This window comes from Rhizobium sp. P2_G2, assembly GCF_056403555.1.
The window spans coordinates 21,670-47,055 of record NZ_JBFUFF010000051.1 but is presented as its reverse complement, the minus strand read 5'-3'; the positions used below and the strand labels follow the sequence as shown (position 1 = coordinate 47,055).

The 25,386-nt window shown below is 61.4% G+C and carries 22 protein-coding genes; 10 read left to right on the top strand and 12 right to left on the bottom strand.

Features of this window, described 5'->3' with window-relative positions; all coding sequences use genetic code 11:
• Positions 1–398: 398 nt before the first annotated feature.
• Complete coding sequence (locus AC1D06_RS27060; RefSeq protein ID WP_477988876.1) at positions 399–1,559, bottom strand: patatin-like phospholipase family protein; 1,161 nt, start codon at positions 1,557–1,559, stop codon at positions 399–401.
• Positions 1,560–1,570: 11 nt separating this feature from the next.
• The gene (locus tag AC1D06_RS27055) at positions 1,571–2,311 is read right to left on the bottom strand and encodes an acetoacetate decarboxylase (RefSeq protein WP_477877516.1); all 741 of its coding nucleotides are present in this window, start codon (positions 2,309–2,311) and stop codon (positions 1,571–1,573) included.
• Between the two features lie 209 nt (positions 2,312–2,520).
• On the opposite strand from AC1D06_RS27055, the gene AC1D06_RS27050 reads away from it, so the two are divergent.
• Entirely contained in the window at positions 2,521–3,309 is a 789-nt protein-coding gene (locus tag AC1D06_RS27050) for a 3-hydroxybutyrate dehydrogenase (protein WP_477877515.1), read from the top strand.
• Between the two features lie 36 nt (positions 3,310–3,345).
• Here the strand turns inward: AC1D06_RS27050 and AC1D06_RS27045 are convergent, their stop codons facing one another.
• The 3 genes from AC1D06_RS27045 to AC1D06_RS27035 form a co-directional block, all read right to left on the bottom strand.
• On the bottom strand, positions 3,346–3,858 hold the full coding sequence (locus tag AC1D06_RS27045) for a GNAT family N-acetyltransferase (protein ID WP_477988874.1): 513 nt from the start codon (positions 3,856–3,858) through the stop codon (positions 3,346–3,348).
• Positions 3,859–4,169: 311 nt separating this feature from the next.
• Entirely contained in the window at positions 4,170–5,765 is a 1,596-nt protein-coding gene (locus AC1D06_RS27040) for an ABC transporter substrate-binding protein (RefSeq protein WP_477877513.1), read from the bottom strand.
• Positions 5,766–5,787: 22 nt separating this feature from the next.
• Complete coding sequence (locus tag AC1D06_RS27035) at positions 5,788–6,420, bottom strand: helix-turn-helix domain-containing protein (RefSeq protein ID WP_477988872.1); 633 nt, start codon at positions 6,418–6,420, stop codon at positions 5,788–5,790.
• 144 nt (positions 6,421–6,564) lie between these two features.
• Here AC1D06_RS27035 and AC1D06_RS27030 point away from each other — a divergent pair, with 144 nt between their 5' ends.
• From AC1D06_RS27030 to AC1D06_RS27000, 7 genes are all read left to right on the top strand, one after another.
• Positions 6,565–7,647: an ABC transporter permease gene (locus AC1D06_RS27030; protein ID WP_477988870.1), complete on the top strand. Its 1,083-nt coding sequence runs from the start codon at positions 6,565–6,567 to the stop codon at positions 7,645–7,647.
• Positions 7,648–7,663: 16 nt separating this feature from the next.
• On the top strand, positions 7,664–8,575 hold the full coding sequence (locus AC1D06_RS27025; RefSeq protein ID WP_477877510.1) for an ABC transporter permease: 912 nt from the start codon (positions 7,664–7,666) through the stop codon (positions 8,573–8,575).
• On the top strand, positions 8,572–9,408 hold the full coding sequence (locus AC1D06_RS27020) for an ABC transporter ATP-binding protein (RefSeq protein WP_477988869.1): 837 nt from the start codon (positions 8,572–8,574) through the stop codon (positions 9,406–9,408). The genes AC1D06_RS27025 and AC1D06_RS27020 overlap by 4 nt, the downstream gene beginning before the upstream one ends.
• Positions 9,405–10,169, top strand: coding sequence for an ABC transporter ATP-binding protein (locus tag AC1D06_RS27015; protein WP_477988868.1), 765 nt, complete (start codon positions 9,405–9,407; stop codon positions 10,167–10,169). Before AC1D06_RS27020 ends, AC1D06_RS27015 begins: the two co-directional genes overlap by 4 nt.
• 281 nt (positions 10,170–10,450) lie before the next feature.
• Positions 10,451–12,517 carry a hypothetical protein gene (locus AC1D06_RS27010; protein ID WP_477988867.1) on the top strand — a complete coding sequence of 689 codons (2,067 nt, stop codon included), beginning with the start codon at positions 10,451–10,453 and terminating at the stop codon, positions 12,515–12,517.
• Between the two features lie 163 nt (positions 12,518–12,680).
• Positions 12,681–13,772, top strand: coding sequence for a glycosyltransferase family 4 protein (locus AC1D06_RS27005; protein ID WP_477988865.1), 1,092 nt, complete (start codon positions 12,681–12,683; stop codon positions 13,770–13,772).
• The gene (locus AC1D06_RS27000; RefSeq protein ID WP_477877505.1) at positions 13,769–14,512 is read left to right on the top strand and encodes a polysaccharide deacetylase family protein; all 744 of its coding nucleotides are present in this window, start codon (positions 13,769–13,771) and stop codon (positions 14,510–14,512) included. The genes AC1D06_RS27005 and AC1D06_RS27000 overlap by 4 nt, the downstream gene beginning before the upstream one ends.
• Here AC1D06_RS27000 and AC1D06_RS26995 read toward each other — a convergent pair.
• Positions 14,492–15,364 carry an MBL fold metallo-hydrolase gene (locus AC1D06_RS26995; protein ID WP_477988864.1) on the bottom strand — a complete coding sequence of 291 codons (873 nt, stop codon included), beginning with the start codon at positions 15,362–15,364 and terminating at the stop codon, positions 14,492–14,494. The two genes, AC1D06_RS27000 and AC1D06_RS26995, sit on opposite strands and share 21 nt — an antisense overlap.
• A 140-nt stretch (positions 15,365–15,504) precedes the next feature.
• On the opposite strand from AC1D06_RS26995, the gene AC1D06_RS26990 reads away from it, so the two are divergent.
• Positions 15,505–17,154 carry a metallophosphoesterase family protein gene (locus AC1D06_RS26990; protein WP_477988863.1) on the top strand — a complete coding sequence of 550 codons (1,650 nt, stop codon included), beginning with the start codon at positions 15,505–15,507 and terminating at the stop codon, positions 17,152–17,154.
• Here AC1D06_RS26990 and AC1D06_RS26985 read toward each other — a convergent pair.
• Genes AC1D06_RS26985 through AC1D06_RS26975 form a run of 3 tightly spaced genes read right to left on the bottom strand, consistent with a single transcriptional unit; the run spans position 17,147 to position 20,970 of the window.
• Positions 17,147–17,608, bottom strand: a complete 462-nt coding sequence (locus tag AC1D06_RS26985; RefSeq protein WP_477877502.1) for a cyclic nucleotide-binding domain-containing protein — start codon at positions 17,606–17,608, stop codon at positions 17,147–17,149. The two genes, AC1D06_RS26990 and AC1D06_RS26985, sit on opposite strands and share 8 nt — an antisense overlap.
• A 53-nt stretch (positions 17,609–17,661) precedes the next feature.
• Complete coding sequence (locus AC1D06_RS26980; protein WP_477877501.1) at positions 17,662–20,373, bottom strand: ABC transporter transmembrane domain-containing protein; 2,712 nt, start codon at positions 20,371–20,373, stop codon at positions 17,662–17,664.
• 9 nt (positions 20,374–20,382) lie between these two features.
• A complete protein-coding gene (locus AC1D06_RS26975; RefSeq protein WP_477988862.1) occupies positions 20,383–20,970 on the bottom strand; it encodes a hypothetical protein in 588 nt (195 codons plus the stop codon).
• 36 nt (positions 20,971–21,006) lie between these two features.
• Here AC1D06_RS26975 and AC1D06_RS26970 point away from each other — a divergent pair, with 36 nt between their 5' ends.
• On the top strand, positions 21,007–21,684 hold the full coding sequence (locus tag AC1D06_RS26970; RefSeq protein ID WP_477988861.1) for a class I SAM-dependent methyltransferase: 678 nt from the start codon (positions 21,007–21,009) through the stop codon (positions 21,682–21,684).
• A 31-nt stretch (positions 21,685–21,715) separates the two neighbouring features.
• Here the strand turns inward: AC1D06_RS26970 and AC1D06_RS26965 are convergent, their stop codons facing one another.
• From AC1D06_RS26965 to AC1D06_RS26955, 3 genes are read right to left on the bottom strand one after another with little or no spacing between them, the layout of a single operon-like run.
• A complete protein-coding gene (locus AC1D06_RS26965; protein ID WP_477988860.1) occupies positions 21,716–22,876 on the bottom strand; it encodes a glycosyltransferase family protein in 1,161 nt (386 codons plus the stop codon).
• A complete protein-coding gene (locus tag AC1D06_RS26960) occupies positions 22,876–24,117 on the bottom strand; it encodes a glycosyltransferase family 4 protein (RefSeq protein ID WP_477988858.1) in 1,242 nt (413 codons plus the stop codon). The genes AC1D06_RS26965 and AC1D06_RS26960 overlap by 1 nt, the downstream gene beginning before the upstream one ends.
• Positions 24,118–24,125: 8 nt before the next feature.
• Positions 24,126–25,337 (bottom strand): glycosyltransferase family protein, encoded by a 1,212-nt coding sequence (locus tag AC1D06_RS26955; protein WP_477877496.1) that lies wholly within the window; start codon positions 25,335–25,337, stop codon positions 24,126–24,128.
• Between the last annotated feature and the right edge of the window lie 49 nt (positions 25,338–25,386).

Here is a 25,386-nt window from a genome sequence, read left to right as displayed (position 1 = left end):
GCTCGACACCGTCGCCCTTTCAGGCGCAAAGCGAGATCTCCCCAGGTAAGAACGCACTCCTTCCCTGCACGACCGCCGGATTTACGCCACCGACCCTTGGTCACAAGAGCTTCGTGGTTCTTTGCCCACTCGCCCTGATCGGCATCGCCTCTTATCCGGTTCTTTTCCATCGGCCCGCAGGTTCGATCCACGCTTCCTTCCCACGGTCGGTCACCCTGCCGCAGTTGCGCTTCTCTTCGCTCGCCATGACCAGCTTACGGTGGGACTTCCACCCACAAGAATGCGCCCATGCTGGGCGCACAACGCAAATGGGGCACCGCAGTGCCCCAAACTCCCCTCATCCTGAGGCGCCCCATGACGCGAAGCGGAATGGGGCCTCGAAGGACCCCGCCCAAAAATCACACCGGGTCTTCGCGATGCAGGTCGTGGATCGCCACACCTTCGGCATTGGTGGGCGGCTCCAGCCATTGGCTGTGACGCAGCGTGCGCTTGGTGTCTTCCATCCCCATATCCCAATGCTCGCGCATCGACGTGCCGGAGAATTCGTAGTCCTTGGCGTGGCCTTCGTAATTCTTGTGCTGGTAGATGAGGTGGACGATATTGACGACGCCGGCCTTGGAATAATCCTCGATCAGCGTCAGTTCGTCGGCTGACAACTGCTCGCGCGGCACGCGCTGCAGGGCGTGCAACAGCTTCATCTTCATGCCGTGGATGCGTTTGAAGTTATCCGTGTTCTGGCGCGTGCGGCTGGAATACATGATGTCCTTGTGGCGCGACAATACATCCGGCATCGAGCGCGGCAGCACGCCGCGAGCGGAAAACAGGTCGACCTGGAAAACCAGCGAGGAGCGATCCTCTTCCTGGTCGAGCAGGTATTGCAGCGGCGTGTTGGAGACGATGCCGCCATCCCAATAATATTCGCCCTCGATGCGGACCGGCGGCAGCGCCGGCGGCAGCGCGCCCGATGCCATGATGTGCTCCGGTTCGATGCGGATTTTGTCGGTGTCGAAATAGAGGAAGTTGCCGGTTCGGACGTTGACCGCGCCAACGCTGAAGCGCTTCTTGCCATCGTTGAGGACATTAAAGTCGATCAGGTCGAGCAGCGTCTGGCGCAGTTCGGCACTGTCATAGAAGCTCGTGGCACCCTCGGCGCCGGCCAGCTGGAACCAGGGATTCTGGAAGCGCGGCTTGAAGAAGCCGGGCTGGCCCATGGTCATCGTCATCCAGGAGCTGGTGCGGTTGCGGATGTCGCGGAAGAAATCGCCTTCCGGCGTATAGGCCCAGATCTTGCGGCCGGAAATGATGTGCCAGAACTGTTCCAGCCGCTGCATGCGGCGGCTCGGCTCGTTGCCGGCGATGATCGCCGCATTGATCGCACCGATCGACACGCCGGACAGCCAGGTCGGCTCGATGCCGGCCTCGACCAGCGCCTGGTAGACGCCGGGCTGATAGGCGCCGAGCGCACCGCCGCCCTGGAAGACCAGAGCGACGCGGTCATACTGTTGGGCGATTTCGGCAGGCGTTGGCTTGAGAGATTTGCTGGTATTGCGTTCGAGCATGTGCCACTCCCTCACTTCGCCAGATAATCGTGGACGACTTCGCCGAGACCGAGCGTCAGGTCGGCGACGAAGTGGACAGCGGAGACGACTTCGACTACCGGCAGGCGAGCGACATCGGCCATGACATGCGGACGGAGATCCAACGCCGCCGGCGAGGTCCAGGCCTCCTTCAGGTCGATATCGGTCAGATAGTAGCGGACCAGTTCGCAGATGCGCGGCGTGGCGTCGACATGCGGGATGATCTTGATCAGGAAGTTCGGTTCCTTGAGCGCCTCGAGCAGCGGACCCTTTTCGATCGCCCGATGCTTGTAGCCCATAGTCCCGGTGGCGCAGAGCACGCTGCCATAATGCAGCGTGCCGACCACGACCTCGCCTTCGTTGACGATCTTGGGCGTGGCGAGTTTCTTCGGGAAGCCCCAGATCTCGCGGCCGCCGGCGATCGGCGCGTCGTCATCGAGGAACATCGAATGGACGTAGCCGCCCTTCTGGCCCTTATAGGTGACCGGGATCACCTGTCCGGTCTCGGTATAATCGCCGAAGCCGGTGGAGTCGGGCATGCGGATGAACTCATACTTCACCAGCGGCTCGTCGAATTCGAGCGGCTCCGGCACGACAGCTTCAAGCGCCTCGCGCGTCGTGCGGTAGGTGATGATGACATATTCGCGATCGAAGAAACGATAAGGGCCGGGCGGATAGGAGGGATTGGTCAGCGGCATTGCGTAGGCGTGTTTCAGGATATCGTCAGCCTTCATCTTCGATCCCCATCGGTGTGGTTGGAAGGATATTGCATAGCAGCATGACGTGGACGTGTCAGCGTCCGGATTCAAAGGCGCGCCAAAAGCGCGCAGGGGCTGGTTATTTCTTATTGTAATCAAAGCGACATGAGAGAATGCAAATGTACGAATTATTTCGGCAGTCTCGCCGTCTCCTCTCCGTCTCTTAGCACATGCGGGAAAAGCTCATGGGTTCTCTCATTTCCAAGAATGCACTCGTCACTGGCTCCACCAGCGGCATCGGCCTTGCCATCGCCCGCGCTTTTGCCGCTGAAGGCTCCAACGTCACCATCAACGGCCTGGGCGATGCTGCCGCGATCGAGGCGGAGCGCGCGGCGATCGAAAAGGATTTCGGCGTCAAGTGCCGCTATTCCGCCGCCAATATGATGGACGGCGCGGAAGTCACGGCGATGGTCAAGGATGCGGAAGCCGCCTTCGGCACGCTCGACATCCTGGTCAACAATGCCGGCATCCAGTTCGTCTCGCCGATCGAAGACTTTCCTGACGACAAATGGGAAGCGATCATCCGCATCAACCTGCTTGCAGCCTTCTACGCCATCAAGGCCGCCATTCCAGGCATGAAGGCGCGCAAATGGGGCCGCATCATCAACACCGCCTCGGCGCATGCGCTGGTCGCCTCGCCGTTCAAGTCGGCCTATGTCTCGGCCAAGCACGGCATTGCCGGCCTGACCAAGACCGTGGCGCTGGAAGCTGCCCGCGACGGCATCACCTGCAACGCCATCGCCCCTGGCTATGTCTGGACGCCTCTGGTCGAGAAGCAAATCCCGGACACGATGAAGGCGCGCAACATGACCGAGGAACAGGTCAAGCACGACGTGCTGCTCGCTGCCCAGCCGACCAAGGAATTCGTCACCGTCGAGGAAATCGCCGCCGTGGCGCTGTTCCTCTGCACAGATGGCGCCAAGCAGATCACCGGCGTGACGCTGCCGGTCGACGGCGGCTGGACCGCCGAGTAATCGCCACCGACTGAGAGCGTCGCGACGGCGCAGTGCTCAGGCGCTCAGCATCGGGGCAAAGCGCGGATGAAACCGCGCCATGTGCAGGCTGCTCGAATAATGGCCTGCACTAAAGAGATCGTAGCGCGCCTCACCCTCGATCTCGAATCCATGCTTCTTATAGAGGTGGATGGCGCGCTCGTTTGTCGACGCGACCGCCAGCTCGACGCGCATCAGATTCAGCCAATTGTCCGCCATATTGAGCATTTCACTCATCAGCGCATGGCCGACGCCACGGCCCTGGAAGTCCGGATGGACGGAGATGCCGAAGCTCGCGACGTGCTTGCGGCGCGGCGTGTGGTTCATGATCATGCCGAGATGGCCGACCGCCCTGCCCTCGATTTCCGCGACCAGTTCGACACCGCCGGGATCGCGGGACTTGTAGAAATTCTGCCAAAAGGCGGCATCGCGATGCGGGATCTGGCCGGTATTTGTGATGACGGATTCGTAGGCGTAGATAGCGGCAACGTCATCGGCGTCAGTGGGGCGGATGGGGCGGACGAGGGGCATGGGGAATGTCCTGGGGGCGGTTGTTCGGAAGCCGCTACTTTGATCATCGAGTTAGCCACACCCCCCTCTGCCCTGCCGGRCATCTCCCCCTCAAGGGGGGAGATTGGATGGGCGCGCCGCTCTGCCCCACATAAACCGTCTCGCGCCCGGTTCTCGACGGATATTTGAGCCGATGAGCGCGCCTCTGGCCAATCTCCCCCCTTGAGGGGGAGATGTCCGGCAGGACAGGGGGGTATCGCGGGGATCAATGAGCGAGATATCGTTAAGCCACCCGGCGAGTCCTCACCGGATGACCCACTCATTTAGCCAGCTTAGTTCTTCTTCACCAACCGGTAGAACACGAAGTCCGAGGTGGCGCCGTTCACATAGCCGCTGACATTCTTCCCCATAGCAACCTGCGTTGCCGCCTGGAACATGATGACGATCGGCGAATTGGTCTGGACCTTCTTCTGCAGGTCGACATACATGTCGTTGCGCTTGTTGGTATCCGGCTCGGCGAGAGCTGCCTTGGTCTCCTTGTTCAGTTCGTCCGGCACAGCCCAGCCGTTGCGCCAGGTCGTGGTCGACTGATAGTGGCCGTCCGAATTGTCGGCATTGTAGGAGAAGGCTTCCGCATTCGAATCCGGATCCATGAAATCCGGACCCCAATAGAGCAGCATGGCCTCATGTGTGCGGGCGCGGTACTTGGTGATCACCTGGCTGCCGGTGCCGGGAATGATCTTGAAGTTGATGCCGGCCTGGGCGAAGCCGGCCTGCAGCGATTGCGCCATGTCGGTAAACGGCGTCGAGTTGATGACGTCGAGCGTCACGTCCATGGGCGTCTTGACGCCACCGTCGGCAAGGATCTTCTTGGCCTTGGCGACGTCGAAGCTATAGGGCGTGTCGTCCAGCGAGCCGGGGAAACCCTTCGGCCAGAAGGCCTGGTGGACCTGCATCTGACCCTTAAGGAACGAGTCCGTCATGCCCTTATAGTCGACAAGGTAGCGCGCCGCTTCCCAGATCGCCGGATTGGTCAGCGCCTGATCCTTCTGATTGAGGGACAGGAAATGAACGGCCGCCTGCGGATAGGTTTCGACGGTAAAATTGCCCTTGGTGGTGATGCCGGAAATCTGGTCCGGCGTCAGGTTCTTGGCGATGTCGACATCGCCGGATTCGAGCATCAACTGCTGGGTCGCAGCTTCGGCGACGTGGCGAATGATCACCGACTTCATCGCCGGAGCGCCACCGAAATAGTCGGGATTGGCGGCAAGGTTGATGATCTCATTGGGGCGGAAAGCCTTGAGGATGAACGGACCGGTGCCGGCCGAATTGGCCTTCAGCCAGGCATTGCCCATGTCATTGTTGGCTTCGTGCGACTTGACGGTCGCCTCGTCGACAACCGATGCGGGCCGCGAGGCGAGCACGTTGAGCACGAAGGCCGAGGACATATCGCCCGCATATTTGGCGACGACCTTGTTGCCGTCGGCCTTGACCATGCTGTCGAAATTCTGCGGCGTCCAGCCCAGTTGGGTCAGCACGAAAGCCGGCGCCTTGTTGAGGACGACGACACGCTTCCACGAATAAACGACGTCCTCGGCGCGGACGGGATTGCCGGAAGAGAATTTCACGCCATCGCGGATGGTGAAGGTGATGGTCTTGTTGGCGTCATCCACCTTCCATTCGGTAGCAAGGCCCGGCGCCAGCTTCTGCACGTCCGGCGCATCATACTGCACTAAGCGGTCATAGGTCTGGGTCACATATTCGCCCGACGAGAATTCATAAGCTTCGGCCGGGTCGATCGAGACGATGTCGTCGATATTTTCGGCGACGACAAGCGCGGTCGCCGGTGTCGCGGCATAGACCGCAGTCGCGGCTGCGGCCGGCACCAGCATAGTGGCCGCGACCAGCGCGGCGTTGAACATTTTCATCGGTCGTTCTCCTCTTGTCAGGCTATTTGCCCTTTGTGGTTCTGGATTTGGCGGGGGTTTCGGCGAGCGTCGGACGACCGCGGAAAAGCGGAAGGGTTCCGGTCCACAGCAATCGTGCCGGCTTGCCGGAATCGTTCCACCAGGCATGTGGGCGGTTGCCGCGGAAATGCAGGCTGTCGCCGGCAGTCATGGTGATTTCCTCGTCATCGAGCCGCTGCTGGATCGTGCCTTCGAGCACGTAGAGGATCTCCTCGCCCTCATGACTGACCGTCTCGGAGCGGTAGCCCGGTGGCACATTGAGCACGAACGAAGACAGGATATTGCCGGCAAAATCGGTGGCGATCCGTTCATAGAGAACGGATGAGCCGTCGACGGAGAATTTTTCGCGCTCGGCGCCGCGGGTCAGCGCGCTCTCGACGCTTGGCGTAGCGATGAAATAGTCCATGCCGACATCGAGGCTGCGGGCAATTTGCGCCAGCGTGCCGAGGGACGGCGTCGCCTGGTCGCGCTCGACCTGGGAGAGATAGCCGAGCGAGATGCCGGCGGCATCACAGATTTCCTGCAGCGTCATGCCGAGCTGCCGCCGCCGGGCGCGGATCAGCGCGCCGACTTTCGGCTGGGTGGTCTCGATCGCGGCTCCGGTCAAGGGCGGCATTGCGGCTCCCGGCTGAGTAAAATTTATTTGATACAAGCAAAATTTTTTGTATATTCCAAGCGAAATTTTTGAGACGCCCGGAGATATCCGAAACCTCATTTGGGGTATGACAAGCGTCGGGGAACTTGATGAGAGGCCTGCCGCTTGGCGTTCGAACCAGACACTTTGCCCTCCGCAACGGGTGCGCTCAAGGCGGCACCTGAGAGTGGCCGCGCTCGGCGCTTCCTGATCGGCCTGGCCGGCTTTTTGATCTCGCTGGCGCTCACTTTCCTCGGCCTGCTCGCCATCACCTTCTTCATCGGCCGCGTGGTGCCGATCGATCCGGTGCTGGCGGTGGTCGGCGACCGGGCGCCGAAGGCGGTCTATGAAGCGGCGCGGCTGCAGCTTGGCCTCGACAAGCCGATGATCATACAGTTCATCGACTATGTCGGCTCGGTGCTGCGCGGGGATTTCGGCACATCCGTTTCCACCGGCCGGCCGGTGGCGGAGGACCTGAGACGCGTCTTTCCCGCGACGCTGGAAATGGCGACGCTCGGCATCATCATCGGCATCGTCATCGGCGTGCCGATGGGCGTCTATGCGGCGAGCCGCCAGGGCAGCCTGCTCGACCAGGTGATCCGCGTCATCGGCCTGTTCGGCTATGCCGTGCCGGCTTTCTGGCTCGGCTTGGTGGGACTTGCAGTCTTCTATGCGCGCCTGAAATGGGTCGGCGGCCCGGGCCGTATTGATGTCTACTATGACGGGCTGGTCGATCCGATCACCGGGCTGATGCTGGTCGACACGCTGCTGGCCGGCGAGACCGAGATTTTCTGGAACGCGGTGCTGCATCTGGCGCTGCCTGCGAGCATCCTCGGTTTCTTCAGCCTTGCCTATATCGCCCGCATGACCCGCTCGTTCATGCTCGACCAATTGGCGCAGGAATATGTGACGACGGCGCGGGTCAAGGGCGTGCCGGAACGGCTGGTGATCTGGCGGCATGCCTTTCGGCCGATCCTGGTGCCGCTGATCACCGTCTGCGGTCTCTCCTATGCCGGCCTGCTCGAAGGCTCCGTCATGATCGAGACGATCTTCTCCTGGCCGGGCATCGGCAATTATCTCACCGTGGCGCTGCTCAATGCCGACATGTCGGCAGTGCTCGGCGCGACGTTGGTGATCGGCGCCGTGTTCATCGGCATCAACAAGCTTTCGGATGCGCTCTACCGCATTCTCGATCCCCGCGCACGCTGACGGGGTGAGGACACACATGGCATTTACAGACCTTCACAATTGGCTGATCGACGACAGCCCCGCCTCGCGGATGCAGGCACGGGTGTCACGCATGTACCGGATTTCAGCCGCCCTCTCCCGCAATGCGCTGGCCATGGTCGGGCTGGCCATCATCCTCCTGCTCATCCTGACAGCGATCTTCGCACCCTGGATCGGGCCGCAGGATCCGGTTGCGCAGGATCTGGCGCATCGGCTGATGCCGCCGTCCTCGGCGCATTGGATGGGCACGGACGAACTCGGCCGTGATATCTGGTCGCGTGTCGTCCGTGGTTCGCGGATCACGCTGACTATCGTCATCATCGTCGCCGTGCTGGCAGCGCCCGCGGGCCTGTTGATCGGCGCGATCTCCGGCTATTTCGGCGGCTGGGTCGACCGCATCCTGATGGGCATCACCGACATCTTCCTGTCGATGCCGAAGCTGATCCTGGCTTTGGCGCTGGTTGCGGCCCTCGGCCCTGGCATCGACAACGCCATCATCGCCATCGCCATCACCTCCTGGCCCGCCTATGCGCGTATCGCCCGGGCCGAGACATTGACCTTCAAGAATTCCGAATTCATCGCCGCGATCCGGCTGCAGGGCGCCTCGGCACTGCGCGTCATCTGCGGCCATGTCCTGCCGCTCTGCACCTCCTCGATGATCATCCGCGTCACGCTCGACATGGCCGGCATCATTCTCACCGCCGCCGGCCTCGGCTTTATCGGGCTCGGCGCGCAGCCACCGTTGCCGGAATGGGGAGCAATGATTGCCCGCGGCCGCTCCTTCATCCTCGAACAGTGGTGGGTGGCGACCATGCCGGGCTTTGCCATCATCATCGTCTCGCTCGGTTTCTGTTTCCTGGGCGATGGTCTACGCGACGTGCTCGACCCGAAGAGCGGAGAAGGCCATTGAGTAAGCCATTACTGACGGTCGAAGATCTGCGGGTCACCTTTCCGACACCGCGCGGCCCGGCCGAGGTCGTGCGCGGCGTCTCCTTCTCGCTTGGCCGCGAGCGGCTCGGGATCGTCGGCGAGAGCGGCTCCGGGAAATCGATGACCGGCCGCTCCATTCTGAAGCTCATTCGCGCACCGGGTAAAGTGACCGCGAAGCGGCTGGAATTCGACGGCATCGATCTGGCGAAACAGTCCGAACGACAGATGCGGTCAATCCGCGGCGCCCGCATTTCCATGGTCATGCAGGACCCGAAATTCTCGCTCAATCCGGTCATGACCGTGCGCGAGCAGATCGCCGAAGCGCTGCTGACGCACCAGAAACTTTCCCGTAGCGAGATCGCGAGCCGCGTGCGATCCATGCTCGAAGCGGTGCGGATCAACGATCCGGACCGTGTCGCCACACTCTACCCGCACGAGCTTTCCGGCGGCATGGGTCAGCGGGTGATGATCGCCATGATGCTGATCCCGGAACCGGACCTCCTGATCGCCGACGAGCCGACTTCGGCGCTCGACGTCTCGGTGCAGGCCCAGGTGCTCGACATCATCGACGATCTCGTCACGCGCAAGGGCATGGGGCTGATCTTCATCAGCCACGATCTCAATCTCGTCTCCAGCTATTGCGACCGCATCCTGGTTATGAATGCCGGCCGTATCGTCGAAGAATGTAAAGCTGGCGAATTGATGCGGGCCACACATCCTTACACTCGCGGACTGATTGCCTCGGTGCCACGTCTCAATGAAACCCGCGAGGAATTGCCTGTCCTCGACCGCAGCGCATGGGGCGGCACATGAGCGCTTTATCGATCCAGAATCTCGACGTCTTTTATGGCCGGACACAGATCACCCATGGCATCGCCCTCGATATCAGCGAGGGCGAAAGCTTTGCGCTGGTCGGCGAGAGCGGCTCGGGCAAGTCGACCGTGCTCAAGGCCATTGCGGGGCTGGCGCCGGAATGGAAGGGGTCGATTTCAGTCTTCGGCAATCAACGCAGCCATGGCATCGATCGCAGTTTTTCAAAGATCTGCCAGATGGTGTTCCAGGACCCCTATGGGTCGCTGCATCCGCGCAAGACGGTCGATGCGATCCTCAGCGAACCGCTCTCCATCCACGGCATCGGCGGCCAGAACGAACGGGTCGAAAGCGTGCTTGCTGCCGTCGGGCTCGACCGGCGCTTCCGTTTCCGCTTTCCGCATCAGCTCTCCGGCGGCCAGCGGCAGCGTGTGGCCATCGCCAGGGCGCTGATCCTGGAGCCGAAATTGATGCTGCTCGACGAACCGACCTCGGCGCTCGATGTCTCGGTGCAGGCGGAAATCCTCAACCTGCTGAAGCGGCTGCGGCGCGAGCGGAACCTGACTTATGTGATGGTGACGCATAACCTGCCGGTCGTGTCTTTCCTCTGCGACAGGCTGGCGGTGATGCGGCATGGCCGGGTTGTCGAGATTGCCGATGTGGCGGATCTCAAGCGCGGCGAACTCAGGGAGCCCTATTCAAGGGAACTGCTGGAGGTCGCTCTGTCGGATACCGCCGACGCGCCGGTGGCGGGCGCTGCCTGACCGGTCATTGCCCGGCGGACGTGCCGGGGAACTCGCCCGTCGCATAGCGCTGAGACAAGCGCTTTCGCTCGAAGAGAAGCACCGCAGGCGCTCCGTCGTCTTCGCCAGCGCTTATCCTGGTTCACCGTTTTCGGCGCTGCTGACGCGGCCGGGATTCTGCGGGGAATTTGTCGCCCTACCCTGATCAGGGATAGTCACCACTCCTTTTGCCGCCTAAGCTCCTTCAACGAGGCTCGTGCCGCGCGGAATGCTTTTCGTACGTTCAGAAGAGGATCGCCAGCGTGCAAAGGGATATAGATTATCCGGACAACGCCTGGGTGGCGGTTCCAATCAACTTCGGCCCATATAATGATTATTGGGTCGTACATTTCAACAATTACAACGTCAAGAAGTTCGTCAAGATAAGCGTCAAGGTCGCTGAGGCCGTCGTCCAGGCGTTCTCGTCGGGCAAGGCGGAGGACGGCCAGCACGCCTATCCAACCTTGTCGATCATCGCGCATGGACATGGGCTGACCGGCGATATCGCCCACAACACGATTACCGGCGGCACAGTGACATCGTTCACGTTCCAGACCTCCGGCGCGGAGGGTGTCGCCAGCACGACGATCTCCGGCTTCACGCCGCAGAATGCCGTCACTTTCTTCGATCACATGATGGAGCAGCCGACGGACTACAGCTATGTCGTCTCGCTTATGGCCGGAGACACCGTGGCGACAGTCCAGAAAGGGGCGAAGGCTGGCGCCTATTTCGACACGGGGGCGGGCGACGACACCGTTACCGGCGGCGACGGCAATGATACTGCGCTGAAGTGGAATCCCGGTGATCTCGTCTATCAAGGCGGGAAAGGCACCGACCTTCTTCAACTGCGGCCGATGGAGGATGTCGTCGGCGAGGTTCATCCGACAAAGGGGGCGCTGGTCGACTTGAGAACCGGCACGGGCCAAAACCCCTTCGGAGGCACGTTCAAACTGAAGAGCGTCGAGAATGTCTATGGCACCGAAGTGGCCGATGTGATTTACGGCAGCGAGGCCAACAACGTCATCGGCGATGGTCGCTACGATATCGGCGCCGATCAGGTCCGCACCTATGGCGGCAACGACACCGTCCGCTGGGGTTTTGGCGAGACCGGCGCTTTCGCCGACGGCGGCAAGGGTAGCGATACGCTGCAGTTCGTGCTCACCGAATATGATGCCAGCAAGGTCCACGAACTGGATCTCGCCGATCCCTCGAAGAACAAGGGCATCTTCGCCTACAACACCGCCAAGAATTTCGAGAACCTGATCCAGAGCACCGACCTGACACCAGACGGCGTCACCGTCGATTTCATCGGCAACGACGCCTCGAACAGGGTCATGACCACCGCGGCGGGCAATATCGATCTTGCCGGCGGCAATGACAGCTTCACCATGCAAGGCGCGGCCAAGACCGTGGACGGCGGTGGCGGCAAGGACGATCTCTTCGCCAACGGCTTCTTCGGCGACATGCTCGACCTTGCAGACCAGTCTAAAAACACCGGCACCTTCGCCGGTAGCACGGTCAAGAATTTCGACGTCTTTCACTCCAACGGCTTCAACTTCATCGGCAGCAAGGCGGCCGAGACCTATCTCGGCAGCAGCAGTTTCGAGACCGTCAACGGCGGCGGCGGCGATGACGTGCTCAAGGGCGGCAATGGCGCCGACATCCTCACCGGCGGCGCCGGCAATGACAGGATCGATGGCGGCGACGAGGCGGTGACCAGCCTGCTCGACAATGATGTCGCTATCTTCAGCGGCGCCCGCAACAAATATCACGTGAGTTTCAAGAATGGCACCGTCACTATCCGGGATGCGCGGCCGGGCTCACCGGATGGAGCCGATACGATCACGGGCGTGGAGCGCTTCCAGTTCTCGGACCAGGTCCTGTCGCTGGCCGACCTGATCGGCAAGGGTCCCTCGATCGCCGGCGGCCTGACCCATACATATGCGGCCAAGGAAGGAACGCTCGCCGTCGCCGACATCGGCGCCAGCGATTCCTTCGGCGATAAGGAAGGCGATGGCCTGAGCTACAAGATCATTCGCGCGCTCGGTGGCGGCGAACCCGATGGCGGCGCCTTCAGCATCGATGCGATAACCGGCAAGATCGCCTTCTACGCCAAACCGGATTTCGAGCACCCTACCGACAGCAACGGGGACAATGTCTATCGGCTCACCGTCCGCGTCACAGACAGCAACGGCATCAACGACGACCAGACGGTGATCGTCAAAGTCGAGAATGCTGCGGGGCAGGCTGTTGGTGGCGGAGGCCGTTGGGATCTGGCCGCAGCGGACGAAGCGCCACACATGCACTGGCACCATGATCTGATGATATGAGCTGACACCGCGCCACCATCGCGGCGTGTCTCGATCTCCGTGTTGACGCGGTCCTGGGCAGCCCCCCGGACTTTCGCCCGATATCGCTGGAGCGGTGCGAAGCCATCTCGAAGAACAGGCTGGCGAATTGACAATGGCGGCGGAAAATTCCTAAGCCTGGAGCATGAAGATTGCCTTCCATGCGCCGCTGAAGTCGCCCGACCATCCCGTCCCGTCCGGCGACAGGCTGATGGCGCAATTGCTGATCACCGCGCTGCAGGCGGCCGGCCATGCGGTCGAGATCGCCTCGACGCTCCGTGCCTTCATGCGCGAGCCGTCGTCCGACGCCCTGCCCTCATTGCGGCGGCAGGCCGAGGCGGAGATAGAGCGGATCGGCGCCGCCTGGCAACGCGACGGCGCCCCCGATGCCTGGATCACCTATCATCCCTATTACAAGGCGCCGGATCTGATCGGTCCCGTGCTCGGCAAGGCCTTCGATATCCCCTATGTGACCGTCGAGACCTCCTATTCGGCGCGCCGCAATCTTGGCGCCTGGGCAGAGGCTCAGGCAATCGTGCTGCAATCGCTGGAAATGGCCAGCGTCAATATCTGCCTCACCACGCGCGACCGGCGGGGGCTCGTCGAGGCGGCGCCGGCGGCGCGCACGGCATTTCTGCCGCCGTTTCTCGACGGCTCGATCTTCCTCACCCTGCCGCCTCGACCGCAGCCGGGAAAGCTGGTCACCATGGCGATGATGCGGCCGGGCAACAAGATGGACAGTCTGGCGATGCTCGCCGCAGCGCTCAAGCTGATCGAGGAGGAAGACTGGACGCTCTCGATCATCGGTGACGGCATCTGCCGAAAGCAGGCCGAGGCCATGTTTGCCGGATTCGAGCCCGAGAGGATCATCTGGCACGGGCAGCAAAGCCGGCAGGACATCGCCACCCTGCTGTCGGAAAGTGCCGTTCATGTCTGGCCGGGTTGCACCGAGGCCTATGGGCTCTCTTATCTCGAAACGCAGGCTGCCGGGCTGCCTGTGATCGCGCAGGATACCCATGGCGTGCCGGAAGTCGTGATCGCGGATCGCACCGGCCTGTTGACGCCGGTTGGCGACGTGCCGGCTTACGCGAATGCCATCCGCATCATGCTGGGTGATCCGGAGATGCGTGCGCGGATGGGAGCCGAGGCGCGGCGTTTCGTCAGCGAGGAACGATCCATCGCCCGGGCAGCGCAGCGGCTGGATGAGATTCTGCACGAGCATGTGGGGAACCAATGACCGACGACGCCATCTGGCAACCGCTTGTCGATGAACTGGACCGCTGGCAGGCCACCGGCAAGACGGCCCGTTTCTGGTTGCGGGACGACGATGCCATCGAGCCGACAGCAGAACTCGTACGACTTCTGGAGCTGACGACCAAGCACGACCTGCCGGTGACGCTCGCGGTTATCCCGCTCCATACCGGGCAGGTATTGGCGGATTATCTGACCCAATTTCCTCAGGTCGCGGTCGTCGTCCACGGCTGGTCGCACACCAATCACGCGAGGCTCGACGAAAAGAAGCAGGAGCTCGGCGCACATCGGCCGGTCGAGACAGTGCTTGAGGAATTGAAAGCGGGCTTTCATCGCCTGGAGGCGTTTCACGCTGCCCGCTTCGCTCCCGTGCTCGTGCCGCCGTGGAACCGGATTGCGCCCCGTGTCATCGCGGGGCTGCCAGACCTCGGCTTCAAGGCCATATCCGTTTTCGGGCCGGAGAAGCCGGCGCCGCTCGCCGTCGTCAACACCCATGTCGACCTGATGGACTGGCACGGAACGCGCGGCGCGCGCGAAACGACGGCCTTGGTCGCCGACATGGTGAAGCGGCTTGATGAAATGTGGGAGAGCGGCGGCGCGCTCGGCTTTCTGACCCATCACCTCGTCCACGACGAAGCGGGATGGGCGTTCCTTGACGCGATGTTCTCGGTGACGCGCCGGCATCCTGCCTGCCGCTGGGTGTCGCTAACGGATATGCTCGCGTAGCGTCAGGCCATCGACGTCGAAGACCTGGCCTTCGCGCGCCGAAAAGGCGTTGGGAAACTGGTTGACGGCGAGGCGATCGATCGCCTCTATCTCGGCATCGGTACGCAGCGGCGAATGATGGATGAAGGCGACATGCGCCGCCTCGGCCGCCCGCGCCAACCGAATAGCGTGCTGCCAGGAGGAATGACCATAGCCGATCTTGTAGGGCATCTCGTCGTCAGTATAGGTGGTGTCGTAGAGGAAGAGATCGACGCCCTCGATCAGCGACAGCACGTTGGGATCGAGAATGCCAGGCTGGTGCTCGGTATCGGTGATCAGCGCCACCGAACGCCCTTGCCATTCGACACGGTATCCAATCGCACCGCCCGGATGGTTGAGATTACCGGTCAGCAGCCGAACACCGGGATAAGGCTCAAGGATTTCGCCGGCTTTGAAATCACGCGGTTTGAGATGTGCGCGACACTCGTCGACCTCGATTGGGAACCACGGCGGACGAATGAATCCGGTGATCATCTCATGCGTCGTCATCTTTCCGGCCATGTGGCCGGACCAGACGGTGAGGTCCGAACGCGGATCGAAAAGCGGCGCAAAGTAAGGAAGGCCGATGATATGGTCGTAATGACAGTGCGTGAAGAACAGATTGAACGTCGTGACGCCGTCGGCGAGCAAGGTCCGACCGGCCGGCAGCAATCCGGAGCCTGCATCGAACAACAACCGATGCTCTCCGCACTGCATTTCTATGCAGACCGTATTGCCGCCAAATCTCTGGAAGTCGGGGCCGGATACAGGCAGGCTGCCGCGCACTCCCCAAAAACGCACTCTGAACACTGGATCATTCTTTCGTTTTAGCATCGATGCCCGCGACTGCCGCCATTCCGCCACGAGAGCCAATGGAACAGGTCCAGACGCGGCGGGTCAATCTCATATTTTTAAATATATATGATGACATCCGTTATTATTTCAGTCCCTACTACCCGGAGAAACGTTTCCCGATGCCGCCTATGCCTAAGCCGACGATCGCCGTCATCGCCGACGCCCACTTTCATGATCCCAAAGCGGATTTCGGCGCCGGAGGCGTTATCGTCGAAGGTCAAAGGCTGTTTCTCCGGTCTTTCGCCGACTCGATAAAATCGACGCGGCTGTTCAACGAAAGCGATCGGGCGCTCAGGCATGCGCTCGACGATGTCAGCCGGCGCGGCATCCGCCATGTCGTGCTGCTTGGCGACTATTCCGACGACGGACAGGTCGCCACGTTGAAGGCGCTGGATGCGCTGCTGGACTTCTACCGGTCGGGCGGCATGCGGTTCTATGCTGTTCCGGGCAATCACGACATTTTTGGCGTTTCCGGCCGCCATCGCGCCAAACGCTTCCTCAATGCCGAGGGGGGCATGGACCTGGTGACCAGCGATCCGCAACGCAGCGCGGGACCGGAGGAGGATCGGGTGATCACCAGCGCTGGCATGCGCTGCACTGGCTATCCCGATGGACTGCCGCGCCATAGCGGCTTGTTCCGTGCATCGGACTATCTTCACTGGGAAACGCCGTTCGGAGCAGGTGACGCGCCGGAGGATCGGCTCTACAAGGCGGGATCATCAGAAGGAACGGCAAGGCGGCTGATGGATGCCTCCTATCTGGTTGAGCCCTTCGAAGGATTGTGGCTGCTGATGATCGATGCCAATGTCTTCGTTCCCATCGACGGCGTTGCCGGCGATGACGAAGCAACCCTTGCCGACAGCAGCGATGCCGGCTGGAATGCTATGCTCATGCAGAAACGCTTCGTGCTGGATTGGATGAAGGATGTTTCAGGGCGAGCCAGGCATCTCGGCAAGACCCTGCTTGCCTTCTCGCACTATCCGGCGCTCGACCCACTCGACCGCACCGGTGCGGATGAACGCGCTGTGCTGGGCGAGACCGCACTTCTCAGGCGCATTCCGGAACCCGAGGTCGGCGCGGCGCTGATCGCGGCGGGCATTCGGGTACATTTCAGCGGCCACCTGCATGCCAACGACACGGCGCGGATCGCTCAGCCCGACGGTTTCCTCGTCAACATCTCCGTGCCGTCCCTGGTTGCCTTTCCAGCGGCCTACAAAATCGTCTCGATCGGGACCGGGCAGCTTGCGATCGAGACCGTAGAGATCGGCGACATGGCACTCGATCCGGGCATCGCGGATCTTTATCGGATGGAAGCCCGAAGGACCGGCCTCAATGCCGCCGCCCTCCTCGACGCCGAGGATTATGGCGCCTTCGTCTCAGCCCATCTGGGCTATCTCGTCGGCCGGCGCTACCTGAAGCGGGAATGGCCAGACCCTCTCGCCGAAGCAGCGAGGACGATGACGCTTGCCGATCTTGCGAACAATGGCGAAGCGCTGCTGGCGGACATTCCCATCATGACGTTTCTCGGAGATTGGTATCGGGTGCGGATGGGCAGCGATCTTGGGCTTGCCGATGTCACGCCGGAGCGCTTACAGGCCTATCGGCGGCTCTCGGAGCGGCTCGCCACATGCGCGCCGGACAAGGGCGGGGTGCAATGGTCGTTTGCCCGGCTGCTCGCAATGTTCGAGCGGTTTTCGTCTGGCCTGCCGTCGCGGAATTTCACCGTGGATCTGGCAAGCGGCGCAGTCGAGCCTTTGGCGTTCAGTTGACCTGTTCGATCCGGCTGCGTGCCTCGGCGAGCTCCAATGTGGTGCGGCTCAGGCGGTCGGCCAGCACGCGCATGATTTCGATGGTCATTTCCGGATAGTCGGCGAGCAGCTTTAAAAAGTCTTCCTTGCGGATTCGCAGCGCCTCGATCGGCATGGTCGCCTTGACGGTGGCGGTGCGCGACGTATCGCAGAGGATGGCGATCTCGCCGACAATGGTGTTGTAATCGAGCTCTGCGACCTTGATCTGACCGCCCGGCGACTCGTTGAGAATATCGGCTTTGCCGGCCAGGATGACATAGGCGGCATCGCCCGGATCGCCCTGGTGAAACAGGGTATCCCCTGGACGATAACTGACGCGGTCGGAGGTGAATGCCAGAAGCTTCAGCTTCGCCGGCGCAACACGCGCGAAGAGGGGCACCTGCCGCAATGTTTGTACTTCGTCTTTGAGCATCATGATCAGGTTTTCACCCCGCACATCTTAGACTGTCTGACCGCTCGTGACATGATCTATGACACAAGTTCCTTAAAAATACCGCTCTTCTGTAAAAGAGTCTCGTGCGTGCCGTCTTCCACCAGTTTGCCCTTGTCGAAGACGATGACGCGATCGAACATGTCTGTCAAAGACGTGTTCGACAACACCCAGATCACAGTCGCCTCAAGACCATCCTTGTGGACCAGGTCGAGCGCATTTCTCAGCACCTGCTCCTGCACGCGCTGGTCCAAGGCGGAAAGCGGCCTGTTGAATACATAATAGGGGGACCGTCTCAACAGGGTGCGCGCCAGATTGAGCTTCTGGCGTTGGACCGAGGTCAATCTGCGGCCGCCAGCGCCGACATTATACTCCATGCCCACTTCCAGCACGCTGTCGTAAAGGCCAAGCGTATTGAGCAGTTTGCGCACGATCGAACGGATGCGCTCGGAACCGTCGGGATGCTTGTGACTTATGCGGCCGAGCAGCACATTGTCCATCAGCGTCGACGCCGCCATGTAGCGGTCCGGATCGTAGCGCTCGATGGCTCCGGATAGATCCTCGGGCAGGCCATCATGGAACTCGCGGCGAACATCGACGATCTTCTGCATCAGTTCGTCGGTCAACAAGCCGAAGCGGTGGCGAGGCTCGATATAAAGGAAGCTCAGGCGGATGATCGCCACTGTGTCTTCCGGTGGTACATCCTCGAAACGCTTGCCCTTCAGCCGCTGCAGCAGCAGTTGATATTGCGGCAGGTCGTCTGCCGTCATGAAGGTCAATTGCTGGAAGAAAGGATGATCCGGCGGCAGGTCACCGAACAGATTGACTGCGTTCTCGGCGATTTCCAGGCCCATTTCGTAGAGGATGCGGTCCAGCCCTGTGCGGCTGACGACGGAGCGGAAATAGCCGTTCTGCGCGATCGCCCGCCCCATCAATGCCGGGCCTGTGGCCGTGCCGAAAAGCAGATTTTCGCCAACGGTTGCCTCGGTATTATAGGCACCGGGCTCGAACGAGGCCACGAGGCTCGACAGGCCCTCCTTGTCTAGTTCCTCGCGTAGCGCATGGCGCATTTCGACGATGCGGGCGGCAAAATTCTCGTGGTTCTCGGGATCGACGATCGAACGAAGCGCCAGGTCCATGATGTCCTTCGAGAGCAGCACGGCATCGAGCGCCGCTGCGATCGCCCGGGAAAGCTCTTCCGGGCCGGAAACGCCAGCCGCGGTATAATCGATCCAGTCGGCATTGACGTCGAGATCCGGATTGCCGGCCAAGCGGGCTTCATTGACCTCCCACTTGCGTTTCTTAAGGCCGTCTTCATCATATTCCGCCTCCCTCAAAGGCGCATGTTTGAGGCCGTAGAGCAGGTTGTCACGCAGCGTGCCGTGGAAGAAATAGGTCTCGGACGAGGCATAGGAAAGCTGCCGGCCGGTGGCCGATTCCGGCAGGCTCATGATGTCATGTGAGCCGAAGGTGATACGGCCGGTTTCCGGCCAGATGATCCGGGCGAAGGCTTCCGCCAGCGACTCGCCGCCGGCCGCAGCCGCGCCGACAATGGCCACCGTTTCACCCGGATGGATCTGCAGCGAGACGCCGCTCAGGAGCCGCGCGCCGCTGTCGTCCACCAACGACAGATTGACCGCGGCCAGAGGCTCGGCGCTCAAGTCGTGCGCATCCGCAGCGACGTCCTGGATCTTCGGGTCGATCATGCCTTCGACGCTGAACTGTTCGACGACCTGGGTGTACTTGATCTGCACGTCCTGGCGGGTCTGATCCCAATCGATCAGGTCCTTGAGCGGCCCCGGCAGGTCCTTGTAGGCGCCGATGACGGCAACCAGCTGGCCGATGTCAAGCTGGCCGTTGAGCGCCAGATAGCCGCCGATGCAGTAGAACAGGAAAGGCGTTAGCGAGGCGAGGAAATTGTTGATGAACTTGACGAGGAATTTCCAATTGTAGAGGTCGTAGCGGATGCGGAAAATCCGCCCCAGCCGGGCAGCAATGTCGGCGCGCTCGTAATTGGTGGTGTCGAAAGCGCGGATCGTGCTGATGCCTTCGAAAATCTCGCTCACCCGGCCCGAGAGCTCACGGGCGGTCAATTGGCGTTCGCGGCCGAGAATCAGCTGCTTGCGGCGCATGCGCGGGATGATGAATCCCTGCACGCCAACCATCAGAGCGGCGATCAGGCCCAGCCAGAAATTCTGCACGAGGATGAAGAACAAAGCCGTCAGCGCCTGGCCACCGATCAGAGCCGGCGAGACAAAGGCATCGCCGGTGAAGCCACCGAGCGGCTCGACCTCGTCCTTGACCATGCTCGCGATTTCGGCGCCTTTGGCGCGTTTGAACTGCGTCGGCGGGAATCTGAGAATCTGGTCAACGAGCTGGAAACGAATGCGGCGCAGCAGGCGCTCGCCGAGGCGTCCCTTGTAGTTGTTGATATAATATTTGAACAGGCCGTTGACGATGACCAGGAGCAGGAAGACGCCGCTCAGCGCGAAAAGCATCGACATCCGGTCAAGAGCTATTCCCGGAAACAGCGTCACATGCCCAAGCCACGGGATATCGACACCCATCTGCAAGAAGAGCTGGGTCTGGCCTTCCTTGAAGCCTTTGCCCTGGATCGGTCCGTTGACGATCTGCTTCGGCAGGTCGAACGACATGAAATAAGGGATCATCGATATCGCCACGATCAGCAGGATGTAGAGCTGCTGACTGCGCGTATGTTTCCAGATGTAGCTCGAGAGACGTTTTTCCATCATAGGCTCTTACGACATGGCAACCGGATCGAGAACATAAAAGCGCCGGTCTGCATAGGGTGTCTCGGCGATTTCCGGGTCATGCAGGCGGAGGTCCGCTGTCATCCGAACCCTGACGGAGGGACGATTGACGATGACCGGCACCTGCGAAGCACCCCTGTCCAGCGCCGGCGCATAATCTATTACGACGACTTTGGCACTATCGATCAGTGAAAACAGCAAATCTCCCAACGGATCGTGCGGCCCGAAGGGTYTCAGCGAATAGCCGAGCAGCACCAGTCCGTAACTTCTCACGGCATAATCATAGCGAATTTCCTGGAATTTGCGAGGGATATGGCGAACGCGGCAGGGTGCGCCGTGGAGCACTTCCGCCTCATAGGCCTTGGTCTTGGGATCGACCGAGGTGACCGACAACGGATGATGCGTGAGATAGGAGGTGATCGGGCGGATGTGACCGCCGATTTCCAGCACATGCGGGCAGTCCCGCAGGAAATGGGCGGCGAACACCTGGCGAAGCGTCGCGCCGACGCCGCCGAGATGCGGAATATCATCGTCCGGAACCGCCGTCTGATCATCGTCAGTCTGCATCGGCTGCATGTTGCACTCCCCAAAGCTCCAGCCTACAACAGCGCCATGATGAACACCATCCATTCCGACGACATCACCGCAACCGATTGGCATGATTATGCCTTTGACCTCCTGCGCGGCATCGCCGCCTATACCGCGAGCCCGCTGATGACGGGCATGGCCGGCGTGATCGCAAAATACCCCGATGCCGATCTCGCCAATGCCTTCAATCACAAGCAGGTCCAATGCAAGATATGGGCCCGGCAGGCGCTTTATGAAACCCTCGGCGGCAAATTCAACCGCATCGCCATCATGGGCGGCTGGTATGGCGTGTTGGCCGCGATGTTCTTCGATGATCCGCGCTTCGACACTGCAGCCATCGACAGTTTTGACATCGATCCGAAGGTTGGTAACGTCGCGGAAGTGCTCAACGCTGCATGGAAGGATCGGTTTCGCGCGGTGACGGCTGATATGTATGCCCTGCCCTATGCCGAACTCGGCGCCGATCTCGTCATCAACACCAGTTGTGAGCACATCGCGGACCTGCCGGCCTGGCTCTCGCTGCTGCCAACGGGGACCCGGGTGCTGCTGCAGTCGAACAATTATTTCAGCGAACCGACGCATATCAACTGCGTCGAATCACTGGACGCCTTCGTCGACCAGGCGAAACTTGCAGAGGTCGCGTTTGCCGGTTCTCTGCCGATGAAGAAATATACGCGGTTCATGCTGATCGGGGCGGTTTAGGCTTTCGTGACGGCGGCTGGCCGGCTTGAAATCACGCGGCAATCCGCCGGGCCGCCGCCAATTGCCGCAAAATCTCCGCCGTTCGCCGCGCGCCCTCCAAATCCAGGCCGTGGCCGGACGGACGTGGCCCGGCCAACGCATTTTCGATGGCTGATGTCATCGTCTCCGCCGATAGCGCCGCTTCGGTCAGCACCGTCGCCAGCCCGAGCTTTTCCAGGCGCTCCGCACGCACCGTCTGCTCCGTTTCGCCGCCGGCGACGAAGGGGATGAGCAGGCCGTGGCATCCGGCGCGAAGGATATCGCAGACCGTGTTGTAGCCGGCCTGCGACACCGACAGCCGCGCAGCGGTGAGCAGGCTGGGAAAATCCTGGCGGAAGCGGAAAATACGAACATTGGCTGCGGCGTCGGCCGTGATGGCATCGAAATCGGCCTGCGGCAGATTGGGACCAGTGATGACGCACCAGGAGAGATCCGGCGGCAACGCACTGATGGCGGCGAGAGCCGCACGGATAAGCCCGTTGCCGACGGCACCGCCACCGGCAGAAACGACGATGTCGAAGACTTCCGTGCCTGGTGCGGGCGGTGGCGCAGCGACAAGACCGGTATAGATGACCTTTCCGGCAATTTCATCCGCCAGCCGGAATGTATCCTCCAGGCGGGCGAAATTCGGGTCGCCGTGGACAAGCACATAGTCGAAATAGCGCGACACAAGTGCCACGCTCTCCTCGTCGCGGCCCGGCTTGGTGCGTTCCTGCAGGATGTCGCGCAGCGAGGTCAGCACAAGCGGCCTTTCCGGCATGGCGGAAATTTCTTCGAGCAGCGGGATCAGTTCGAAACGCACCTGGCGACGGCCGAAAGGAAAGGCTTCGATGATGACGATATCGGGTTTTGCCGCATGGAATGCGGCGATGAGCTCGGCCCGCCGCGCCTCCATGAAAGCCTCATCCACCGGTTTGCCGGAACTGTCGGTAAGACCTGAAAAACCGGCATCGCCGGAGACGATCGCCGGCAGGGTGACATGGGTCACTTCCGGCCCGGGAAAGCCCGCGACCGGGGCTCCACCGGTCACGACGGTGACCTCGTAGCCATCGGCAGCCAAGGCGCGGGCAATCCGGCTGGCGCGGGCCAGATGGCCTATGCCGAGCAGGTGCTGGACATAGAAGAAGACGCGGAGTTTTCGGGTATTGGTCATCAACTCTTCTGCCATTCCATTTCGAACAGCGATTTCAGCTGGCCGATGCTGGCGTGGAAATCGAAATCGGAGCGGACCCGCCTCTCTGCCGCCTGCCCCAGGCGATGGCGGTAGCTTGCGTCGCGGATCGCGGTCTCCAGCGCCTTGGCCAGCGCCTCGGGATTTTCCGGCGGGACCATGAGGCCATTTTCGCCGTCGACCAAAAGCTCAGGCACGCCGGAAATATTGGTCGAGATCGACATCAGCCCCTGGCTCGACGCTTCGACAAGCACGTTCGGCAGGCCATCACGGTCGCCGTCCTCGGTGATGCGGCAGGCGAGCGCGAAAATATCGGCTAGGCGATAGCCCGCCAGCACATCCTTCTGGTCGAGCGCGCCGCGCCAGTCGATCCTGTCCTCGATGCCGAGTTCGGCAGCCAGGGCCTTCAGCCGTTTGATGTGTTCACCGTCGCCGATATGCTCGAAGCGCCAATGCAGATCGGCCGGCAGGCGGCCAAGCGCCTTCAACAGAACGTCATAGCCCTTCTTCTCGACGGCACGTCCGACGGACAGGATGCGGACAGGATCGTCGCTGCTGCTGCCGTCCCGCAACGATCGGCCACCGTCGAATGGGCCGAAACGGGCGAGATCGAGACCATGATAGCTCAGATGCACATGCGAGCGTTGGCCAGCGAGGCGATTGAGATGCTCGAAGCCGGAACAGGTGCAGGTCACTGTCCAGCGAGTTCTGGAGAGCTTGCCTTCCAGCTCCCAGGCGGGCGAAGTCCAGATATCCTTGGCATGGGCCGAGCATGTCCAGGGGATGCCGGTGATCACGCTCGCATAGGCAGCCACCGAGGCCGGCGTATGGATGAAATGCGCATGCAGCCAGGCGCCGCCCTCGGGCCATTCGGCGGCAAGCACGGCTGCCTGGCCGAAGCGGCGGATGCGGTTGCGGGTCCGATCGCGCCATAAATCGCCCGCAAAGGCCGGCAGGGCACGCCAGAAGCCAGGCTTCAGCAGGCATTTGACAAGTGCCGAGAGCACCCTGCCCGGCTCTTCGTGCAGATATTCGGGCAGGTAGCGGACCGGGGCTTTGATCTCGTCATGCACCGGGTGGCGTTTTTTGTCGGTCGGGCGGCGGAGCGCAACGAGCTCCAATTCGAAACCAGCCCGCTCAAGACCCAGGAGTTCCTGGGCGATGAACGTCTCCGACAGGCGCGGATAACCCTTGAGCACCACGACGATCTTGCGACTGGCCATTGTCCAAATCACCCCTTGACGACGGACAGGAAGCCCGGCTCGCGCCGCTCCAGCAGCCGGCCGACGATCTGCGAAATATGCGGCAAGCCTTCGAGCCGGATCGCTTCCGGAGCACTCTGCGACGGAGCGGGCCGCTCAAGCAGCGCCTTCAGTGCGGCCGACATGCGTTGGGGATCCTCGGCCTCATCCGGCAACAGCATGTCGATCAGCCCGAGTTCGAGGGCGCGCTGGGCGCGGATCAACTGTTCCTCGCGTGGCTGCACGCGCGGCACGATCAGTGCCGGCTTGTCGAAGGAAAGGATTTCGCAATAGGTGTTGTAGCCGCCCATGGCGACGACGGCCTTGGCGCCGGCAACGAGTTCCTCCATGCGGTTATCAAATTCGATCACTTCCAGGCTGGGAATCTGTTCGGCGCGGCGCATCAGCTTGCGGCGCTTCTTCATCGGCATATACGGGCCGAGCACAACCAGCGCCTTATGCTGCAGCGACGAATCGTGCTGGTAGGCGCGCATGACGTCGTTGACAAGATCGGCGCCGTCGCCGCCGCCACCGGTGGTGACGAGGATATAGTCCTCCTTGGGGCGATGATCCGTGAGGGCTTCGCTCGGCACGGAACGCTGCAGGAAGCCGACGAAGTTCATCTTGTTGCGCACCGGCTCCGGCACTTCAAGGCCGATAAGCGGATCGTAGAAATCCGGCGGTCCGTAGACCCAGACATTGTCGTAATACTGGCTGATCTTCGGCATGACGCTCTTGCGCTGCCATTCGGCGTCGAGCAGATGCGGCGAATCCATGACCTCGCGCAGGCCAAGGATCAAAGTCGTGCCACGTGTTTTCAAATAGGTGAGCGTTTCTTCGACTTCGCCGTTGAGCCCCATGGGCTCCTTGTCGACGATGAAAATGTCGGGCTCGAACGTCTCAGCGGTGTGGCGGATGATCGAACGGCGCATCTTCAGCGTGTCGTCGAGCGGACGGTGCCGCTCCATCGATTCATATTCGCCGTTGCGCAGCTTAATCACCGACGGGATCTTCACGAAGTCGACGCGGGCGCGGTAGTCGAAAGCGCCGGCAATGGTGGCGCCGGAAATGATCAGCACGCTCAGCCCGCGAAAATCCTCGACCAGCGAATGGGCAATGGTGCGGCATCGGCGCAGGTGGCCAAGGCCGAACGTATCATGGCTGTACATGAGGATACGGGCATCTTCAAAACGACGCATCATTACGCGCACCTCACAGCGGAATGCAGGCTTCGGAATTGATTGTGACGTC